This is a genomic window from Thermomonospora curvata DSM 43183 (genome assembly GCF_000024385.1).
Taxonomy (GTDB): Bacteria; Actinomycetota; Actinomycetes; order Streptosporangiales; family Streptosporangiaceae; genus Thermomonospora; species Thermomonospora curvata.
Map to the genome: position 1 here is coordinate 3,788,760 of NC_013510.1, position 17,143 is coordinate 3,805,902.

The 17,143-nt window shown below is 71.8% G+C and carries 13 protein-coding genes; 7 read left to right on the forward strand and 6 right to left on the reverse strand.

Annotated features, from left to right (window positions below; translation table 11 throughout):
- Nucleotides 1-216 precede the first annotated feature (216 nt).
- Entirely contained in the window at nucleotides 217-1,821 is a 1,605-nt protein-coding gene (locus TCUR_RS16165; RefSeq protein WP_012853602.1) for a S1 family peptidase, read from the reverse strand.
- Nucleotides 1,822-2,064: 243 nt separating this feature from the next.
- On the opposite strand from TCUR_RS16165, the gene TCUR_RS16170 reads away from it, so the two are divergent.
- On the forward strand, nucleotides 2,065-4,059 hold the full coding sequence (locus tag TCUR_RS16170; RefSeq protein WP_012853603.1) for a sensor histidine kinase: 1,995 nt from the start codon (nucleotides 2,065-2,067) through the stop codon (nucleotides 4,057-4,059).
- A gap of 422 nt (nucleotides 4,060-4,481) precedes the next feature.
- Here the strand turns inward: TCUR_RS16170 and dapF are convergent, their stop codons facing one another.
- Nucleotides 4,482-5,303 (reverse strand): diaminopimelate epimerase, encoded by an 822-nt coding sequence (dapF, locus tag TCUR_RS16175; protein WP_012853604.1) that lies wholly within the window; start codon nucleotides 5,301-5,303, stop codon nucleotides 4,482-4,484.
- A gap of 10 nt (nucleotides 5,304-5,313) precedes the next feature.
- On the reverse strand, nucleotides 5,314-6,225 hold the full coding sequence (gene miaA, locus TCUR_RS16180; protein ID WP_012853605.1) for a tRNA (adenosine(37)-N6)-dimethylallyltransferase MiaA: 912 nt from the start codon (nucleotides 6,223-6,225) through the stop codon (nucleotides 5,314-5,316).
- Nucleotides 6,226-6,307: 82 nt separating this feature from the next.
- Between miaA and TCUR_RS16185 the strand changes: the two genes are divergently transcribed.
- A complete protein-coding gene (locus TCUR_RS16185; protein ID WP_012853606.1) occupies nucleotides 6,308-6,511 on the forward strand; it encodes an antitoxin in 204 nt (67 codons plus the stop codon).
- Nucleotides 6,512-6,535: 24 nt separating this feature from the next.
- Here the strand turns inward: TCUR_RS16185 and TCUR_RS16190 are convergent, their stop codons facing one another.
- Both TCUR_RS16190 and miaB read right to left on the reverse strand, forming a co-directional pair.
- On the reverse strand, nucleotides 6,536-7,252 hold the full coding sequence (locus TCUR_RS16190) for a class III extradiol ring-cleavage dioxygenase family protein (protein WP_012853607.1): 717 nt from the start codon (nucleotides 7,250-7,252) through the stop codon (nucleotides 6,536-6,538).
- Between the two features lie 12 nt (nucleotides 7,253-7,264).
- Nucleotides 7,265-8,758: a tRNA (N6-isopentenyl adenosine(37)-C2)-methylthiotransferase MiaB gene (gene miaB / locus TCUR_RS16195; RefSeq protein ID WP_012853608.1), complete on the reverse strand. Its 1,494-nt coding sequence runs from the start codon at nucleotides 8,756-8,758 to the stop codon at nucleotides 7,265-7,267.
- Nucleotides 8,759-8,975: 217 nt separating this feature from the next.
- Between miaB and TCUR_RS16200 the strand changes: the two genes are divergently transcribed.
- The 5 genes from TCUR_RS16200 (at nucleotide 8,976) to TCUR_RS16220 (ending at nucleotide 14,749) form a co-directional block, all read left to right on the forward strand.
- A complete protein-coding gene (locus TCUR_RS16200; protein ID WP_012853609.1) occupies nucleotides 8,976-9,818 on the forward strand; it encodes an amino acid ABC transporter ATP-binding protein in 843 nt (280 codons plus the stop codon).
- Nucleotides 9,819-9,882: 64 nt separating this feature from the next.
- Nucleotides 9,883-10,755, forward strand: a complete 873-nt coding sequence (locus TCUR_RS16205; protein ID WP_012853610.1) for a glutamate ABC transporter substrate-binding protein — start codon at nucleotides 9,883-9,885, stop codon at nucleotides 10,753-10,755.
- A 101-nt stretch (nucleotides 10,756-10,856) separates the two neighbouring features.
- Nucleotides 10,857-11,543 (forward strand): amino acid ABC transporter permease, encoded by a 687-nt coding sequence (locus TCUR_RS16210; protein ID WP_012853611.1) that lies wholly within the window; start codon nucleotides 10,857-10,859, stop codon nucleotides 11,541-11,543.
- Nucleotides 11,540-12,571 (forward strand): amino acid ABC transporter permease, encoded by a 1,032-nt coding sequence (locus TCUR_RS16215; RefSeq protein ID WP_012853612.1) that lies wholly within the window; start codon nucleotides 11,540-11,542, stop codon nucleotides 12,569-12,571. Before TCUR_RS16210 ends, TCUR_RS16215 begins: the two co-directional genes overlap by 4 nt.
- Before the next feature lie 171 nt (nucleotides 12,572-12,742).
- A complete protein-coding gene (locus tag TCUR_RS16220; protein WP_012853613.1) occupies nucleotides 12,743-14,749 on the forward strand; it encodes a S9 family peptidase in 2,007 nt (668 codons plus the stop codon).
- A gap of 133 nt (nucleotides 14,750-14,882) precedes the next feature.
- Here the strand turns inward: TCUR_RS16220 and rny are convergent, their stop codons facing one another.
- Nucleotides 14,883-16,454: a ribonuclease Y gene (gene rny, locus TCUR_RS16225; protein ID WP_012853614.1), complete on the reverse strand. Its 1,572-nt coding sequence runs from the start codon at nucleotides 16,452-16,454 to the stop codon at nucleotides 14,883-14,885.
- Nucleotides 16,455-17,143: the final 689 nt, after the last annotated feature.

Below are 17,143 nucleotides of genomic sequence, written 5' to 3' on the forward strand. Positions count from 1 at the left end.
CCGGGGAGGAGGCCGGGTCTCGACGCGACGGCCTGGTCCCGGTGTTCCCGCAGTTCGGCCCGCGGGCCCGGAGTCGGCGCGGCCTCGTCGACGCCCGCCCGGCGAGGCGTTGCGAACGCCCAGTGGCTCTCGACGCGCCGAAGGCGGCCGCCCGCGGAACGTTCCGCGGGCGGCCGCCTTCGCGGTTCGCCTCAGGCCGGTCGGCCGGAAGTCCGGTCAGGCGCCGGGCCAGGGCTGCTGGTACCCGGTGCCGCCGGGCTGGGCGGGCGGGGGCAGCGGCGAGCCGTGGGTGCCGGGCAGCGGGGCCGCGGGGCCGCCCCCGTAGCCGGGCTGCCCCGGCGGCGGGCCGACCGGCGGGACGGGCTGCTGCGCGCCGAAGGGGGACGGGCCGGCGGGGAAGGCCGGGCCCTGGCCGTCACCCGGGCCGCGCCGCGAGCGGCGGCGGAGCACCGTGACCACTCCCAGGGCGACACCGGCCACGGCCCCCACCGCCAGGCCGCCCACCACCCAGGTGACCAGCGGGGCCGGGGTCTCGTCCTTGCCGGCGTTGATGGCCGCCTGCGAGTCGCTGATGTACTTGGCGACGTACGGGTGACCGGGGTTGAGGGCCTGCACCTCGCGGAACTTCGGCAGCGCCCTCTTGTAGTGCCGCTTGAAGTAGGAGTCCAGGGCCTCGTTGTAGGCGACGGTGGTGTTCGAGGTGACGGGCTTGACGTTCTTTTCGTTCAGCTTCTCCTTCACCACGCTGACCGGCAGCACCAGCTGCTGGTTCTGCGCCGACTGGCCGTTGGCGTCGTTCAGGCCCGCGATGAGGATGCCCACGACCTTGCCGGAGTCGCTGAACACCGGGCCGCCGGAGTTGCCGCCGTAGGCCGGCGCCTGGGTCTGGAAGTAGGGCACGCCGGTCTGCGTGCTGCGCTGGGCGTTGTAGGGGCCCTGGGTGAAGGTCGGCTGCAGCTTGCTCTCCAGGCTGAGGGTGCCGTTGTTGGTCACCGTGCCGGGGAAGCCGTCGATGTAGAGGGTGTCGCCGACCTGCACGTCGTCATCGGCGCCCAGCTCCAGGGTGGGCAGGTTCTGCTGCCCGTTGACCTTCAGGACGGCCACGTCCTTGCCCGGGTAGCTCTCCCCGGCCGTCACGATCTCCACCGGCAGGGCCTTGGCGGACTTGTCCACCCCGCCGCCCTGGACGCTCTGCAGCACCGAGGTGGACTGGCTGACCTCGCCCATCTTCAGGTGCTTGGCGTTGAACTGCACCACCAGCTCGGTGGCCTTTTCGATGTTGTCGTCGTTGGCCTGCCCCTCCTGGGCGATGGCCTGGATCAGCTCCTGGACGTCCTGCTTGTTGATCTGCTCGAGCGCCTGCTCGGCGAAGGTCTGGCTGAGCTGCTCGGTGTCGGGCTTGATGCAGTGCGCGGCGGTCACCATGTACCCGTCCGGGCTCACCCACCATCCGGTGCAGGTGCCGGAGACCTTGGCCTCGACCACCCGCTGGGGGGCCACCGGGCGCAGGAAGCGGTCCACGTCCGCGGCCCACCGCTCCAGGATGTACTTGTAGAGGCTCTGCTCGTCCCGGGGGATCTCCCCGTTGACCACCTTGCGGATGGTCTCCTGGACCAGCTTTTCCACCTCGGCGTCGTTGGTGGCCATGGTCGGCACCGACAGCTGCGCCGAGTACTCCGTGACCAGCAGCTGGACGGCCGGGTGCGATCTGGCCGCCAGCTTGGTGGCCAGCGGTGTCTCCTTGTCCTCGGCCCATGCCGGCCCGGCCACGGCCGGCACCGCCAGCCACACCGCGACCAGCGCACCGATCAGCCTGCGCATTTTTTCGCCGCTCCCTCACAACTTCTTTCGGCCGGCCCGGTTCTTCGGGCATCGGCTCGGCCAGTGTGGGGAACGCGCTGTCCCGCCGTCATGAGACGACCGCCCCGTCGCATCCAGGACAGCGGCCGGGACGTTCTACGATGCCTCCAGCCTTATTTCCGGCAAGAAAGTACCGCGGTGCACCTTTCTCGGCCTCGTCCGGGTTCCCCGCGCCAGGACGGGGCCCCGCTCGAAGAGGGCTCGATGCCCGGCGACCGGAACCGCCGGGCGAGCCGCGCGGCGCTGTGGCTCATGTCGGCCGCCGTGGCGCTGGTCCTGGTCTCGCTGCTGCTGGGCCTGCACGTGCCGGCGCACCGGCGGATGGTGTGGTGGCACCCTGAGGCCGTCGTGGCGCTGACCTGGACTCCGGTGGCGGCCCTGCTGCTGCGGCACCGCCCCGGGCTACGGGTCGGCTGGCTGATGCTGGGGGCCGGCCTCAGCGCCGCGGTGTACGTGCTGTCGCTGAACCTGGGCCCCTGGATGGAGACGCGCGCCTGGCCGGGGGCCTGGTTCTTCGTGTGGCTGGGCCATTGGCTGTGGGCGGTCGACACGTTCACGCTGACGTTGGTGATGCCGCTGATCTTCCCGGACGGGCGGCTGGTGTCCCGCTGGTTCCGGCCGGTCCTGGCGGTGGCGCTGGCGGTGCCGCTGATCGTGTGCGTGCACCTGACCGTCGATCCGGGCGCGCGGCGCTTCCACAACGGGGTCTCGGTCTACCCGTTCCAGGACATCCCCCTGCCGATCAGCGTCACCATCCTGGGGACGCTGGCGGCGAGCCTGGTGTCGGTGGCCCTGCGTTTCTGGCGCGCCCCTTCCGATGTGCGCCGTCAGATCGCGTGGGTCATCTACCCGGGGGTGTTCGCCCAGACCGTCGTCTTCGTGGGCGAGACCACCCCGATCGGCGACCCGCTGCGCAACATCACCATCGCCGCCGTGCCGGTCTGCGTGGCCATCGCCATCACCCGCTACCGGCTCTACGACATCGACCTGGTGGTCAGCCGCACCCTGGTGTACGCCGGGCTGGCGGTGGTGATCACCGGGGTGTACTTCGCGCTGGTGGGCGCGGCCAGTTTAGTGTTCGCCGAGCGCGGGCCGATGGCCGGGCTGGTGGGCGCCATCGCCGCCGGGGCGGTGTTCGAGCCGGTGCGGCGGCGGCTGCAGCGCACCGTGGACCGGGTGCTGCACGGCGAACGCGACCCCTATCGCATCGCCGACCGGCTCAACCGGCGGCTGCAGACCGCCTCCGACCCGGCCGCCGCGCTGGCGGTGGCGGCCTCGGCGGTGCGCGAGGCGCTGCGCGCCACCGGCGTGGTGGTGGAGGTCACCGGCCGGGAGGGCCGGGCGGCGCTGGCCCAGGACGGCGACCTGGGCCCGGACCCGGAGTCGATCCCGCTGGTGTGGCACGGCCGCCCGGTGGGACGGCTGCTGCTGTCCCGCACCGAGCCCCCGGACCGGCGGATCGCCGCGGTGATGGCCCGCAACCTGGCCGAGCTGGCCAACGCGGTGCGGCTGACCGCCGATGTGCAGCGCTCCCGCGAGCGCATCCTGGCCACCCGGGAGGAGGAGCGGCGGCGGCTGCGGCGCGACCTGCACGACGGGCTGGGCCCCACGCTGGCCAGCCTGGCCATGACGGTGGACGCGGCCCGGCTGACGCTGCGCCGCGACCCGGCCGCCGTGGACCCGCTGCTGGAGCGGCTGCGCACCACCATGAACCAGACCATCGCCGACATCCGCGAGCTGGTCTACGGGCTGCGTCCGCCCGCCCTGGACGACCTGGGCCTGGCCGGGGCCGTGCAGGCGCTGGCCGACGGCGCCGCGGAGTCGCCGGGCGGAGGCGACCCGCTGCGGGTGCGCGTGGAGCTGTCCGGGGACCTGGAGGACCTGCCGGCCGCCGTCGAGGTCGCCGCCTACCGGATCGTCCAGGAGGCGCTGACCAACGTGCGGCGCCACGCCCGGGCCACGACGGCGGTGGTGCGGCTGGAACGCTCCGGCGAGCTGCGGGTGAGCGTCGCCGACGACGGGGTGGGCCCCCCGGCCGCCGCACGGGCCGGGGTGGGGATGTCCTCGATGCGGGAACGGGCCGCCGAGCTGGGCGGCTCCTGTTCCATCGGGCCGGGGCCCGCCGGGGGGACCTTGGTCCAGGCGCGGCTGCCGATCCATGGCGTCCCCGCCGCGGCGAGCCGGAGGCCTCCCGGGTAGGGGCGGCGTCTTCCGCCCGCTTCTCCGGCGACGGCCGCGCCCTGACAGCCGGTTCCGGCCGCCGGGTTCCCCCGTCCTTACGGTGCGTCCGCCGGATCCGGTGAAGGCTCGCAGGGATCTGAGGCGTAGGGCCGGTGGCCGCCCCCCGCCTTCAAGGTCGCCACCGGCCCACGCCACCGCACGGACATCGGGGCTCCCATCCCTGCCCGTGCGGTCCCCACAGGGTGTGCATGATCGAAGTTAGGCGCCCGGCGGTCCCGGTGAGCAGTGACCTCCGTCCCGTTCCCGCTGGGACGGGCGCACAGCACGGACATCGGGACGGCTCGCCCGGTGCGGTTTCCTCCGCCCGTCGAGGGCCTTCACGTCCCGGCCGGTTCCGCTGCGGTGGGCGGCCGCGCGGGGCGAGGACGGCGCAGGAGGGGTCAGCGCAGCCAGTCGGCGCGGATCTCGCCCTCGGCGACCAGGACGGCCGGGCCGCGCAGGTGGCTGGTGCGGCCGTCGAGGGTCACGGTGACACGGCCGCCGGGGACGTCGATGATCCACTCCCCGGGGGACGGGTCCTCCCCGGCCGCCGCGACCGCGGTGGCGACCGCGCCGGTGCCGCAGGAGCGGGTCTCCCCCGAGCCCCGCTCGTGCACCCGCATCTCCACCTGGCGGTCCCCGACGATGCGGAACAGCTCGACGTTGACGCCGTCGGGGAAGTCCCGCTCGTCCACCTGCGGCGGGCGGGTCAGGTCCAGTTCGGCCACCGGGCGGTCGACCGGGCAGGCCAGGTGGGGGTTGCCCATCGACACCCGCAGGCCGGTGAAGTCCTCACCGGCCAGGCGGGCCCGGCCCCGCCCCTGCACCAGCGGCGCGCCCATGTCCACGCTGACGTCGCCGGAGGGGCCCAGCGTCACCCGGCGCAGGCCCGCGCGGGTGGCCACGTCCCACTCCCCCGGCGCCGCCAGCCCGGCGTCCACCAGGTAGCGGGCGAAGACCCGCACCCCGTTGCCGCACATCTCGGCCAGGCTGCCGTCGGCGTTGCGGTAGTCCATGAACCACTCGGCCTCGCCGGCCAGCTCCTCGGCGATCGGGTCGCCGGCGGCCTTGGTGCGGACGACCCGCAGCACGCCGTCGGCGCCGATGCCGGCGCGGCGGTCGCACAAAGCCGCCACGGTGGCCGGGCGCAGGTCCAGTGCCCCGTCGGGGTCCGGCAGGATGACGAAGTCGTTCTCGGTGCCGTGCCCCTTGATGAAACGCATGGCCCGAATCCTATGCGCCGGCCGCGGCCAAGGCCCGTTCGACCAGGTCGGGGGCGTCGTAGGGGATCCAGTGCACCCGCGGGTCGCGCCGGAACCACGACTCCTGGCGGCGGGCGAAGCGGCGGGTGGCCCTGATCGTCTCCTGTTTGGCCCGCTCCTCGGTCCACTCCCCGGCCAGGAAGCGCAGCACCTGGGCGTAGCCGAGGGCCCGCCCGGCGGTCAGGCCGTCGCGCAGGCCGGCCCGTTCCAGCGCCCGCACCTCCTCCACCAGGCCGGCCCGCCACATGTGCTCGACCCGCCGGGCGATCCGCTCATCCAGCTCCGGGCGCGGCACGGTCAGCCCGATCTGGACGGCGTCGTAGCGGTAGCGGTACTCCGGCAGCGTGGCGGTGAAGGGGCGGCCGGAGATCTCGATGACCTCCAGGGCCCGTACGATGCGCCGCCCGTTGCTGGGCAGGATGGCCGCCGCGGCCTGCGGGTCGCGCTCGCGCAGCCGCTGGTGCAGCACGCCGGGACCGACCGCCGCCAGTTCTTCTTCCAGGCGGGCGCGCACGGCCGGGTCGGTGCCGGGGAAGTTCATCTCATCGAGGGCCGCCCGCACATACAGGCCGGAGCCGCCGACCAGGATCGGCAGCCGGCCCCGCCCCTGGACCTCTGCGATCACCTGTGCGCTGAGCCGCTGGTACTCGGCCACGCTGGCGGTCTTCGTCACCTCCCACACGTCCAGCAGGTGGTGCGGGACGCCGCGCATCTGCTCGGCGGTCAGCTTGGCGGTGCCGATGTCCATGCCGCGGTACAGCTGCATCGAGTCGGCGTTGATCACCTCGCCGTTCAGCCGCAGCGCCAGTTCCACCGCCAGATCGGACTTGCCGGAGGCGGTGGGGCCGACGACGGCGAGCACATTGGGAGAGGTCACGGGCATAACCTTGCCATCTGGGCGGGTATGGGGCAGTTGTCCGGGCGCCGGTGCATCCGGTGCCGACGATCACGAATCGGGGGATCACATGTCGATCGTCAGCAAGGTCAAGCAGATGCTCGGCCAGCATTCCGACAAGGCCAAAAAGGGCGTGGAGAAGGCCGGGGACATGGTCGACCAGCGTACCGGCGGCCGTTACTCCCAGCACGTCGACAAGGGGCAGCGGGCCGCTTCCGACTACGTCGACCGCAACCGGGGCGGGGGCCGGCCGCCGAGCACTCCGGGAAGCTGACCGCGCAAGGAGCCCGCAGGGAACCTAAGTCCCGTGCGGGACCTGGGCGGTCATCCAGCTCGCGACCAGATATCCCACGCCGTAGGGGGCCTGGTCGGCCAGTAGCTCGGCGGTGAAGGCCGCGTTGCCGGCCGCTCCGGCGAGCACCTGCCATGCCGCCCGCCCGGCCGCCCGAAGTTCCTGCGACAGCGCAGGGTCCAAGGCGGCCAGCGCGGCGGTGTCGGCGCTCGCGAGGGCGCGTGCCGCCGCGGCGTCGTAGGGGGCGGCCCGCTCGTCGAGGTAGCCGGGGGCCTGCTCGGTGCGGCAGGCCGAGCCGTCCCCCATCACCAGCAGCCCCAGCCGCGGGTGGGCGGCCGCCATCTGCTCGCCGAGCCGAAGGCATGCGGATGCGGGTTCGGTGAACCCGACGGCCTGGTAGCGGACGTCGCCCAGGTCGCAGGAGGCGCGCTGCAGCAGCCAGGCGCCGATCGTCAGCGACAGCGGCAGCCGCGGGCCGCCCGGCCGGCCACCGAAACGCATGTCCACGCCATAAGGCCGCAGATCGCCCTGGGCGGTGGCGTCATAGCCGCGGGTGTGGGGGGCGCCGCCGACCACGACGAGCCGCCCGGGCTCGGCCTCCAGCAGCCGCCGCACCGCCTCGTCACAGGCGCCGCGCAGCTCATCCAGTTCCGCCGCCGCCCCGGAGGCCACCTGCGGCACCAGGATCGGCGGGTGCGGGCACACCGCCGCCGCGACCAGCATCGCCCCCCGCTTTCACGAGTGCGCCGCACAGGCGCCCGACGGCTGGGGCGCCGGGCGGCCGATGGACGGCATGCCCAGCGACACCTTCTCGCGGGGCCGCTCCCGGCGGGCCTGCCAGGCGTCCCCGGCGCGGGTGCGGCGCACCGCCTTGACCGGCCCGTCGGCGACCAGGTGGTGCGGGGCGGCGTAGGTGACCTCGACGGTCACCATGTCGCCGGGACGCACCGGCTCCTTTGGGGGACGGAAGTGGACCAGCCGGTTGTCGGGGGCGCGGCCCGACATGCGCCGGGTGGCGTCGTCCTTGCGGCCCTCGCCCTCGGCGACCAGCACCTCCAGGGTGCGGCCGAGCTGCTTTTTGTTCTCCTCCCAGGAGATCTGCTCCTGCAGCGCCACCAGCCGCTCGTACCGTTCCTGCACGACCTCCTTGGGCACCTGGCCGTCCATCTCGGCCGCCGGGGTGCCCGGGCGCTTGGAGTACTGGAAGGTGAACGCCCCGGCGAAGCGGGCCTGGCGCACCACGTGCAGGGTCTGCTCGAAGTCCTCGTCGGTCTCGCCGGGGAAGCCGACGATGATGTCGGTGGTGATGGCGGCCTCCGGCATCGCCGCGCGCACCCGCTCGATGATGCCCAGGAAGCGTTCCTGCCGGTAGGAGCGGCGCATGGCGCGCAGGATGCGGTCCGAGCCGGACTGCAGCGGCATGTGCAGCGAGGGCATCACGTTCGGGGTCTCGGCCATCGCCGCGATCACATCGTCGGTGAAGTCGCGCGGGTGCGGGGAGGTGAAGCGCACCCGCTCCAGCCCCTCGATCTGGCCGCAGGCCCGCAGCAGCTTGGCGAAGGCCTGCCGGTCGCCGAACTCGCTGCCGTAGGCGTTGACGTTCTGCCCCAGCAGCGTCACCTCCAGCACGCCCTCGGCCACCAGCGCCTCGATCTCGGCGAGGATCTCCCCGGGGCGGCGGTCCTTCTCCCTGCCGCGCAGGGACGGGACGATGCAGAAGGTGCAGGTGTTGTTGCAGCCCACCGAGATCGCCACCCAGGCCGCATAGGGGGATTCGCGGCGGGTGGGCAGCGTGGAGGGGAAGGTCTCCAGCGCCTCTTTGATCTCCACCTGCGCCTCGCGCTGGATGCGGGCGCGTTCCAGCAGCGCCGGCAGCGAGCCGATGTTGTGGGTGCCGAACACCACGTCCACCCACGGGGCGCGCCGCACGATGGCCTCGCGGTCCTTTTGCGCCAGGCACCCGCCGACGGCGATCTGCATGCCGGGGCGGGCGTCCTTGACCGGCCGCAGATGCCCCAGGTTGCCATACAGCCGGTTGTCGGCGTTCTCGCGGACGGCACAGGTGTTGAACACCACGACGTCCGGCTCTTCGGACTCGCCGGCGGCCACATAGCCGGCCTCCTCCAGCAGCCCGGCCAGGCGCTCGGAGTCGTGGACGTTCATCTGACAGCCGTACGTGCGGATCTGGTACGTACGGGGTGCCGTGCTGGATGTGGTGGGCGCGTTCATGACGTCAACAAGGGTACGCGCCGCAGACCCCTGGCCGGGCTGCGCAGACGGCGCCCGGTGGCACGGCCGTGTACCCACATTGACGCAAGTCCTTTCATGTTTGGCCGGAAACGGCCACAAAATTACGACCTTCCAAGCCCTCGTCCACGAATCTGTGATCCGATCGGTACCACGCGGTAAGTGACCCGCCGTCATCGATGCCCTAAAGTCCGGGCCCATGACGGACAGCGGCATCGAGGCCGGCGGGACGAATCTGAGCGAGGGCGGCCCGCCCGCGAACGCGCACCAGGCCGCCGAGGCGCCAGGCGCGCCCGCGGGCGACGAACCTCCGCTCGTCCGGCTGAGCAAGGTCAACAAGTACTTCGGCGCGCTGCACGTGCTGCGGGACATCGACCTGGAGGTGCGGCGGGGCGAGGTCGTGGTGGTGATCGGACCGTCCGGGGGCGGCAAGTCGACCCTGTGCCGTTCGATCAACCGGCTGGAGCCCATCGACAGCGGCATCATCGAAATCGACGGCAAGCGGCTGCCGGAAGAGGGCAGGGAGCTGGCCCGGCTGCGCGCCGACGTGGGCATGGTGTTCCAGTCGTTCAACCTGTTCGCCCACAAGACGATCCTGCAGAACGTGACGCTGGGACCGATCAAGGTCCGCAAGATGAACAAGGCCGAGGCCGAGCAGCAGGCCATGGCGCTGCTGGAGCGGGTGGGCATCGCCCACCAGGCCGCCAAGTACCCCGCCCAGCTGTCCGGCGGCCAGCAGCAGCGCGCCGCGATCGCCCGGGCCCTGGCCATGAAGCCCAAGGTGATGCTGTTCGACGAGCCCACCTCGGCGCTGGACCCGGAGATGGTCAACGAGGTGCTGGACGTGATGACCGAGCTGGCCGCCGAGGGCATGACGATGATCGTGGTCACCCACGAGATGGGGTTCGCCCGCCGCGCCGCCGACAAGGTGGTCTTCATGGCCGACGGTCAGATCGTCGAAGAGAACACCCCCGAGGAATTCTTCACCAACGCGCGCACCGACCGCGCCAGGGACTTCCTCTCCAAGATCCTCACGCACTGAGCACAACCGCCCACCCAACCCGCCGGTCCCGGCAGGAGCCCGGCAGGAAGGCAGAGGAACGCACATGCGAGTACGTCAGATCGCCGCCTTGGCAGCGGCGGCGGCGCTGGCGCTGAGCGCCACCGCCTGCGGCAGCGACAGCGAGAAACAGGAGGCCGAGAGCAAGTCGGTCGCCCAGCGGGCCAAAGAGACCGGCAAGCTCACCATCGGCATCAAGTTCGACCAGCCGGCCCTGGGCCTGCAAAAGCCCGACGGCACCTATGAGGGCTTCGACGTCGATGTGGCCAAGTACATCGCCAAGGAGCTCGGGGTCGAAGAGAGCGGGATCACCTGGAAGGAGGCCCGCTCTGAAAACCGCGAGTCCTTCCTGGCCAGCAACCAGGTCGACCTGGTGGTGGCCACCTACTCCATCACCGAGGGCCGCAAGCCCAAGGTGACCTTCGCCGGCCCCTACTACGTGGCCCACCAGGACACGATGGTGCGGGCCGACAACGACGACATCAAGAAGGCCGCCGACCTGAAGGGCAAGAAGCTCTGCAAGGCGGCCGGGTCCAACTCCTGGCGGCGCATCACCGACCCGCCGCCGGACGGCCAGCTGAACATCAAGGACGTGGAGCTGGTGGACGCCACCGGCTACTCCGACTGCGTCACCAAGCTGGACAACGGCGCGCTGGACGCGGTCACCACCGACGACCTGATCCTGGCCGGCTTCGCCAGCCAGCAAAAGGGCAAGTTCAAGGTCATCAACGACCCGTTCACCGACGAGAAGTACGGCGTCGGCATCAAGAAGGGCGACACCGAGACCTGCGAGGCCGTCAACAAGGCCATCACCAAGATGTACGCCGACGGGACCGCCAAGACCCTGCTGGAGAAGCACTTCTCCGGCACCGGGCTGAAGCTCAACTTCGAGGTTCCGCAGTTCGAGGGCTGCGAGTGACCCGCTGACCTTCGGCGACCCACTCACGACCCTCTTCGCCGCAGGCCGTGCCGGCGTCCCGGCCGGGACGCCGGCACGGCCCTGACCTGGTGGATCCCCCCATGGACCAACTGCTGGACTTCGGCCCGGTCTTTGACAACCTCGATCTGATCCTCGGCGGTTTTTGGGCCACGATCCGCATCGCCGTGGTGACGGCCGTGCTGTCGCTGATCTTCGGCACCTTCCTGGCCGCGCTGCGGGTCTCGCCGGTGCCGGTGCTGCGGCACACCGGCGGCGTGGTGGTGAACACGCTGCGCAACACGCCGCTGACGCTGGTGCTGGCGATCTGCATCATGGCCGTCAACGACACCCTGCAGGTGCGGCTGGCGGCCGCAGAGGGCGTCAACCGCTACTGGTGGGGCGTGCTGGGGCTGTCGATCTACACCTCGGCGTTCGTGTGCGAGGCGCTGCGGTCGGGCATCAACACCGTGCCGATCGGGCAGGCCGAGGCCGCCCGGTCCATCGGGCTGACCTTCACCCAGTCGCTGCGCCTGGTCATCCTGCCGCAGGCGTTCCGGGCGGTCATCGCCCCGCTGGGCAGCGTGATGATCGCCATGATCAAGAACACCACCGTGGTGGGCGCGGTCGCCTACGGCCGGGACGCCGCCGCGGTGATGAAGGACATGTTCGACGACCTGGGCGCCTCCATCCCGATCTTCGTGGGCATCGCGATCGGATACATGATCTTGACTTTGCCGACCGGTTTCTTCTTCGGCTGGCTGGCCAAACGGATGGCGGTGGCGCGATGAGCCGGCAGCAGGCGACCGTCCTGTTCGACGCACCGGGTCCGCGGGCCCGCCGGCGCCATGCCGTCTTGACCGTCGCGGCGGTGCTGGTGCTGCTGGGCATCGCCTATGCGGTCTACGCCCGCCTGCAGCAGCGCGGGCAGTTCGCCGCCGAGCTGTGGCGGCCGTTCATCGAAGGCCAGGTGTGGACGAACCTGATCCTGCCCGGGCTGCGCAACACCCTGGGCGCGGCCGCGGTGGCCTCGGTGCTGGCGCTGGCGTTCGGGATCGTCTTCGGGCTGGCCCGGCTGTCGGACCACTGGTGGATCCGCTGGCCGGCCGGGGCGGTGGTGGAGTTCTTCCGCGCCATCCCGCTGCTGATCCTGATCTTCCTGGCGTTCTTCGTGCCGCCGGCGATCAGCCCGATCATCGCCGACAGCCCGCTGGGCAACCTGCAGCGGATCGTGGTGCAAAACGTCCTGTTCGTCTTCGGGGTGGAGATCAACGCCGGCAACGTCACCGTCCCGGCCTTCGCCGCGCTGGTCTTCGGCCTGGTGATGTACAACGGGTCGGTGCTGGCCGAGGTGGTGCGGGCCGGGGTGCTGGCGGTGCCGCGCGGCCAGTCCGAGGCCGCCTACGCGCTGGGGCTGCGCAAGAACGCGGTGATGCGGCTGGTGCTGCTGCCCCAGGCGATCACCGCGATGATGCCGGCGGTGGTCAGCCAGATGGTGGTGCTGCTCAAGGACACCGCGCTCGGCTTCGTCATCGCCTTCGCCGACCTGCTGAGCGCCGGGTTCCGGATCGTCCCGGCCAACTACCACAACCTGATCCCGGCCGCGATCGTCATCTCGATCATCTACATCGGGATCAACATGGCGCTCAGCTACCTGGCGACCTGGCTGGAGGCCCGCAGCCGCCGCAGCCGCAAGACCTCGGCCGCCACCCTCGGCACCGGCACCGGGACACCGGCGGCCGCCGGCATCGGCCCGGCCCCCGCCGCCGGGCCGGCGGGTGAGGCCGCCCAAAGCGACACGGCCGCCGAGGTGAACTGAATCTTCTCCGCTGCGGGGCGTCACCGGAAATTCCGGTGACGCCCCTGCTGTAACAGCCGCTCGACGGCTGTTACATAACGTTCATCTGGGAAGCTCTGCGGTCACATATCTTTAAGAACTCAACTCTCCGGTCGAGCCACAATTCTTCCTCATTTGCGGGACGATTCGGGTATGACCGCTCGCGTTCCCCTCCCCTACGGCTCCTGGCCCTCTCCCATCTCCGCGGCCGACGTCGCCCGCGGCCGGCTGCACCTTGGATTCCCCACCGTCCTCGGCGATGAGGTGTGGTGGCAGGAATCCCGCCCCCAGGAGGGCGGGCGCACCACGGTCGTCCACTATCGCGGCGGTCGCATGACCGAGCTGCTGCCGGCCCCCTGGGACGCGCGCACCCGGGTCCACGAATACGGCGGCCGCTCCTACCTGCCGGTGCCCGCGCCCGGCGGCCACGCCCTGATCTTCACCAACTTCGCCGACCAGCGCATGTACCTGCTCGCCCCCGGCGACCGGCCGCGGCCGCTGACCCCCGAACCGGCGAAACCCGGCGGGCTGCGCTACGCCGACTTCGTCCTGTCACCGGACGGCAAGGAAGTGTGGTGCGTCTGCGAAGGCCACACCCCCGGCGGGGTGCGGCGGGCCATCGTGGCGGTCCCGCTGGACGGCCGGGCGGCCGAGAACGCCGGAGCCATCCGGGAACTGGTCGGCGGCGCCGACTTCTACGCCTTCCCCACCCCCTCCCCCGAGGGCGGTTACCTGGCCTGGGTGCAATGGAACCACCCGCGCATGCCCTGGGACGGCGCCGAAGTGCGCGTGGCGGCGCTGCAGGACGGCCGGACGGCCTCCCCCCGCACGGTCAAAGGCGGGATGACCGAATCGGCGCTGGCACCGCTGTGGTGTGGCGAACGCTCCCTGTATGTGATCTCCGACTGGCCCGGCTGGTGGAACATCTACCAGGTCGGGGTGTACGGGGAATCGCCGCAGGCGCTCTACCCGGCCGAGGAGGAATTCGCCGCCCCGCCATGGCGGCTGGGCGGTGCGCCGTACGCCATGCTGGCCGACGGACGGCTGGCGGTGCTGCACGGCGAAGGCGACCAGCGGCTGGGCGTCTACGACCCGGAAACCCTGGAACTGACCGACCTGGACCTGCCCTACACCGACTGGCGGCCCGCCCTGTCGGCCGACGGCACCACCATCGTGGGCATCGCGGGCTCCCCCACCCGGCCCGGCACCGTCGTCCGGGTGGACGCCGCCACCGGCCGCTGCGAGGCGCTGCGCCACGAGCTGACGCACCCGCCCGACGCCGCCCTCCTGCCCCGGCCCCGCGCCGGAAAACTGGAAGGCCCGTTCGGGCGCCCCGTGCACGCCCTCATCCACCCGCCCGCCAACCCGCAGGCCCAAGCCCCAGACGGGGAGCTGCCCCCCTATGTGGTGTTCGTGCACGGCGGCCCCACCTCCCGCGCCTCCAGCACCCTCGACCTGGAACGGGCCTACTTCACCAGCCGCGGCATCGGCGTCATCGACGTCGACTACGGCGGCTCCTGCGGCCACGGCCGCGCCTACCGGGAACGGCTGCGCCGCCAGTGGGGCGTGGTGGACGTCGAAGACGTCATCGCCGCCGCCCGGGCGCTGGTCGAGCAGGGCCTCGCCGACCCGCGCCGGCTGGCCGTCCGCGGCGACGGCGCCGGCGGCTGGACCGCGCTGGCCGCTATCACCCAAACCGACCTGTTCCGGGCCGCCGTCTCGTACGCCGGCATCAGCGACCTGCAGACCCTGGCGGCCGAGACGCACGACTTCGAGTCCACCTACCTGTTCGGGCTGATCGGCCCGCTGCCGGGGTTCGAACGCGCCTACGCCGAGCGCTCCCCGCTGAACCGCGCCGGCCGCACCGCCTGCCCGGTGCTGCTGCTGCAGGGCGCCGACGACCCCATCGTGCCGCCCGCCCAATCGGAGCGCTTCGCCGCCGCCCTGGCCGACAACGGCATCCCCTACGCCTACCTGGCCTTCCCCGGCGAGGCCCACGGCTTCCGCCGGGCCGACACCATGATCACCTGCCTGGAGGCGGAGCTGGCCTTCTACGGGCAGACCCTGGGTTTCGAGCCGGTCGGGGTCCGCCCGCTGAAACTGTCGGTGGGAACCCCGCCCGCCCCCGCCGCCCCGCAGCCGTCCCCGTCCGCCCGCTGAACCGCCCCTTCCGGCCGTGACCGCGAAAGCCCCCAACGCACGGCCCGGGGACGCGCGCCCGCCGCGCAGCCCCGGGCACGCCGCCGTCCGCGACGACCCCGTACGGCCCTCGCGGGCGCGGCACGCCGGAGGGTCAGCGGGCGAACTCGGTGGCGCGGGACTCGCGGATCACGGTGACCCGGATCTGCCCCGGATAGGTCAGCTCGTCCTCGACCTGCTTGGCGATGTCGCGGGCGATCACCTGGGCCTGGATGTCGTCCACGGCCTCCGGCTTGACCATGACGCGGATCTCCCGGCCGGCCTGCATGGCGTAGACCTTCTCCACGCCCTCGTGCTTTTCCCGGGCGATCTGCTCCAGCCGCTCCAGCCGCTTGACGTAGGCCTCCAGCGACTCGCGGCGGGCCCCGGGACGGCTGCCGCTGATGGCGTCGGCGGCCTGGGTCAGCACCGCCTCCACGGTGCGGACCTCCACCTCGTTGTGGTGGGCCTCGATGGCGTGCACCACGTCCTCGTGCTCGCCGTACCGGCGGGCGATCTCCGCGCCGATCAGCGCATGGCTGCCCTCCACCTCGTGGGTGAGCGCCTTGCCGATGTCGTGCAGCAGCGTGCAGCGCTTGACCAGCTCCACCGGCAGCCGCAGCTCCGCGGCCATGATCCCGGCGATGTGCGCCGACTCCACCAGGTGCCCCAGCACGTTCTGGCCATAGGAGGTGCGGTAGCGCAACTGGCCGAGCAGGGCGATCAGCTCCGGGTGCATGTCGGTGATGCCCAGCTCCAGCAGGGCGTCCTCCCCGGCCCGCACGCACAGCCGCTCCACATCGGCCTTGCTGCGCTCGTAGACCTCCTCGATCCGCTGCGGGTGGATCCGGCCGTCCTGCACCAGCTTCTCCAGCGTCAGCCGCGCCACCTCGCGCCGCACCGGGTCGAAGCAGCTCAGCAGCACCGCCTCAGGGGTGTCGTCGATGATCAGATTCACCCCGGTGGTGGTCTCAAAGGCCCGGATGTTGCGGCCCTCCCGGCCGATGATCCGGCCCTTCATCTCCTCGCTGGGCAGGTGCAGCACCGACACCACCGACTCGGCGGTCTGCTCGCTGGCCACCCGCTGGATCGCCAACGTCACGATCTTGCGGGCACGTTTCTCCCCCTCGGCCCGGGCGGCGCTCTCGATCTCCCGGGTGATCAGGGCGGCCTCCCGCTTGGCCTGGTTCTCGATCGAGGCGATCAGCTCATTTTTGGCCTGCTCGGCGGTGAGCCCGGCGGCCTGCTCCAGCACCCGGCGCCGATCCTCATCCAGCCGGTCCAGCTCGGCCTTGCGGGCCTCCAGTTCCCGCCTGGTCTCCGCCAGGCGCCGCCCGTGCTCCTCCAGCCGCCGCACCTCGGCGTCCAGCCGCTGCTCCCGCTCGGCCAGCCGGCTCTCCCGGCGCTCCAGGTCCTCCCGCAGGCTGCGCAGGTCCTCCTTGAGCGAACGGGCCTCGCTCTCCAGCTCCGCCCGCGCCGCCTCGGCCGACTTCTTCGCCTGCTCCTCGGCCTTGCGCACGATCTCCTGCGCATCGGCCTGTGCCCGGGCCCTGATCTCCTCGGCCTCCTGGCGCACCGCGCTCAGCCGCTCCTGGAGCTGCCACGGCGGCACGCCCTGACGACGCAGCACCAGTATCAGAACGCCCAGGGTCACCAGCAGCGCGGTACCCAGCAGGACGCTCACCATGGCGCAGACCCTTCATCGGGGATACCGGGGGTCTCCCCCCGGGCCGGCTCCTCTTGTCGGCGCGGGCTCCGCCAGGCGGCGGAGAACCTGCGTGCGAGGACCTACCCGCGCCGGCGGAACACCGGACGCCCACGCGTCAAGCGCCGAACACGGACCGTCCCCAGGCCTTGCAGCCGAGCCCATGGCCCGTCCCCAAACCCCAGGTCCGCTGTGTGCTCCTCGACACCTCTCAGATGCTCGAACGTGCTGGGTCGTATGGCAATCCGCAGTGCGCGGAGTAACTCCTCACTGCCGTAACGGTAAGCGGCCAACAAGTAATGAGCAAGCAAACCCAGGGCATTCCGGACTAACCGTACGTTGCCGTGAGGAGTTGCTTACCACACCTCCACCCGCAAATCCCGAGATCAGCGGCCCGCCGGTGGCTCCGCACGCCGGATTTGCCGGTCAAAACACCCGGTCAACCCGCCTTCTCCCGGCGTGTCGGCCATGCCCTTGTGCCCCGGCCCCAATTCCATCCCACAACGGCCGCCTTCACACCACTCGGTGACCACACCGATCCTCACCGCACCGACCGGTCACCCGAACACCGCCGGGCCAGGCGCCTCTCTATCGGCGTCCAAGGGCCGCCCCCCACAACACCCGGCGCTCGAAGCGGGACCCCCTTGCGCAGGACCGGCCCATCCGCCGGG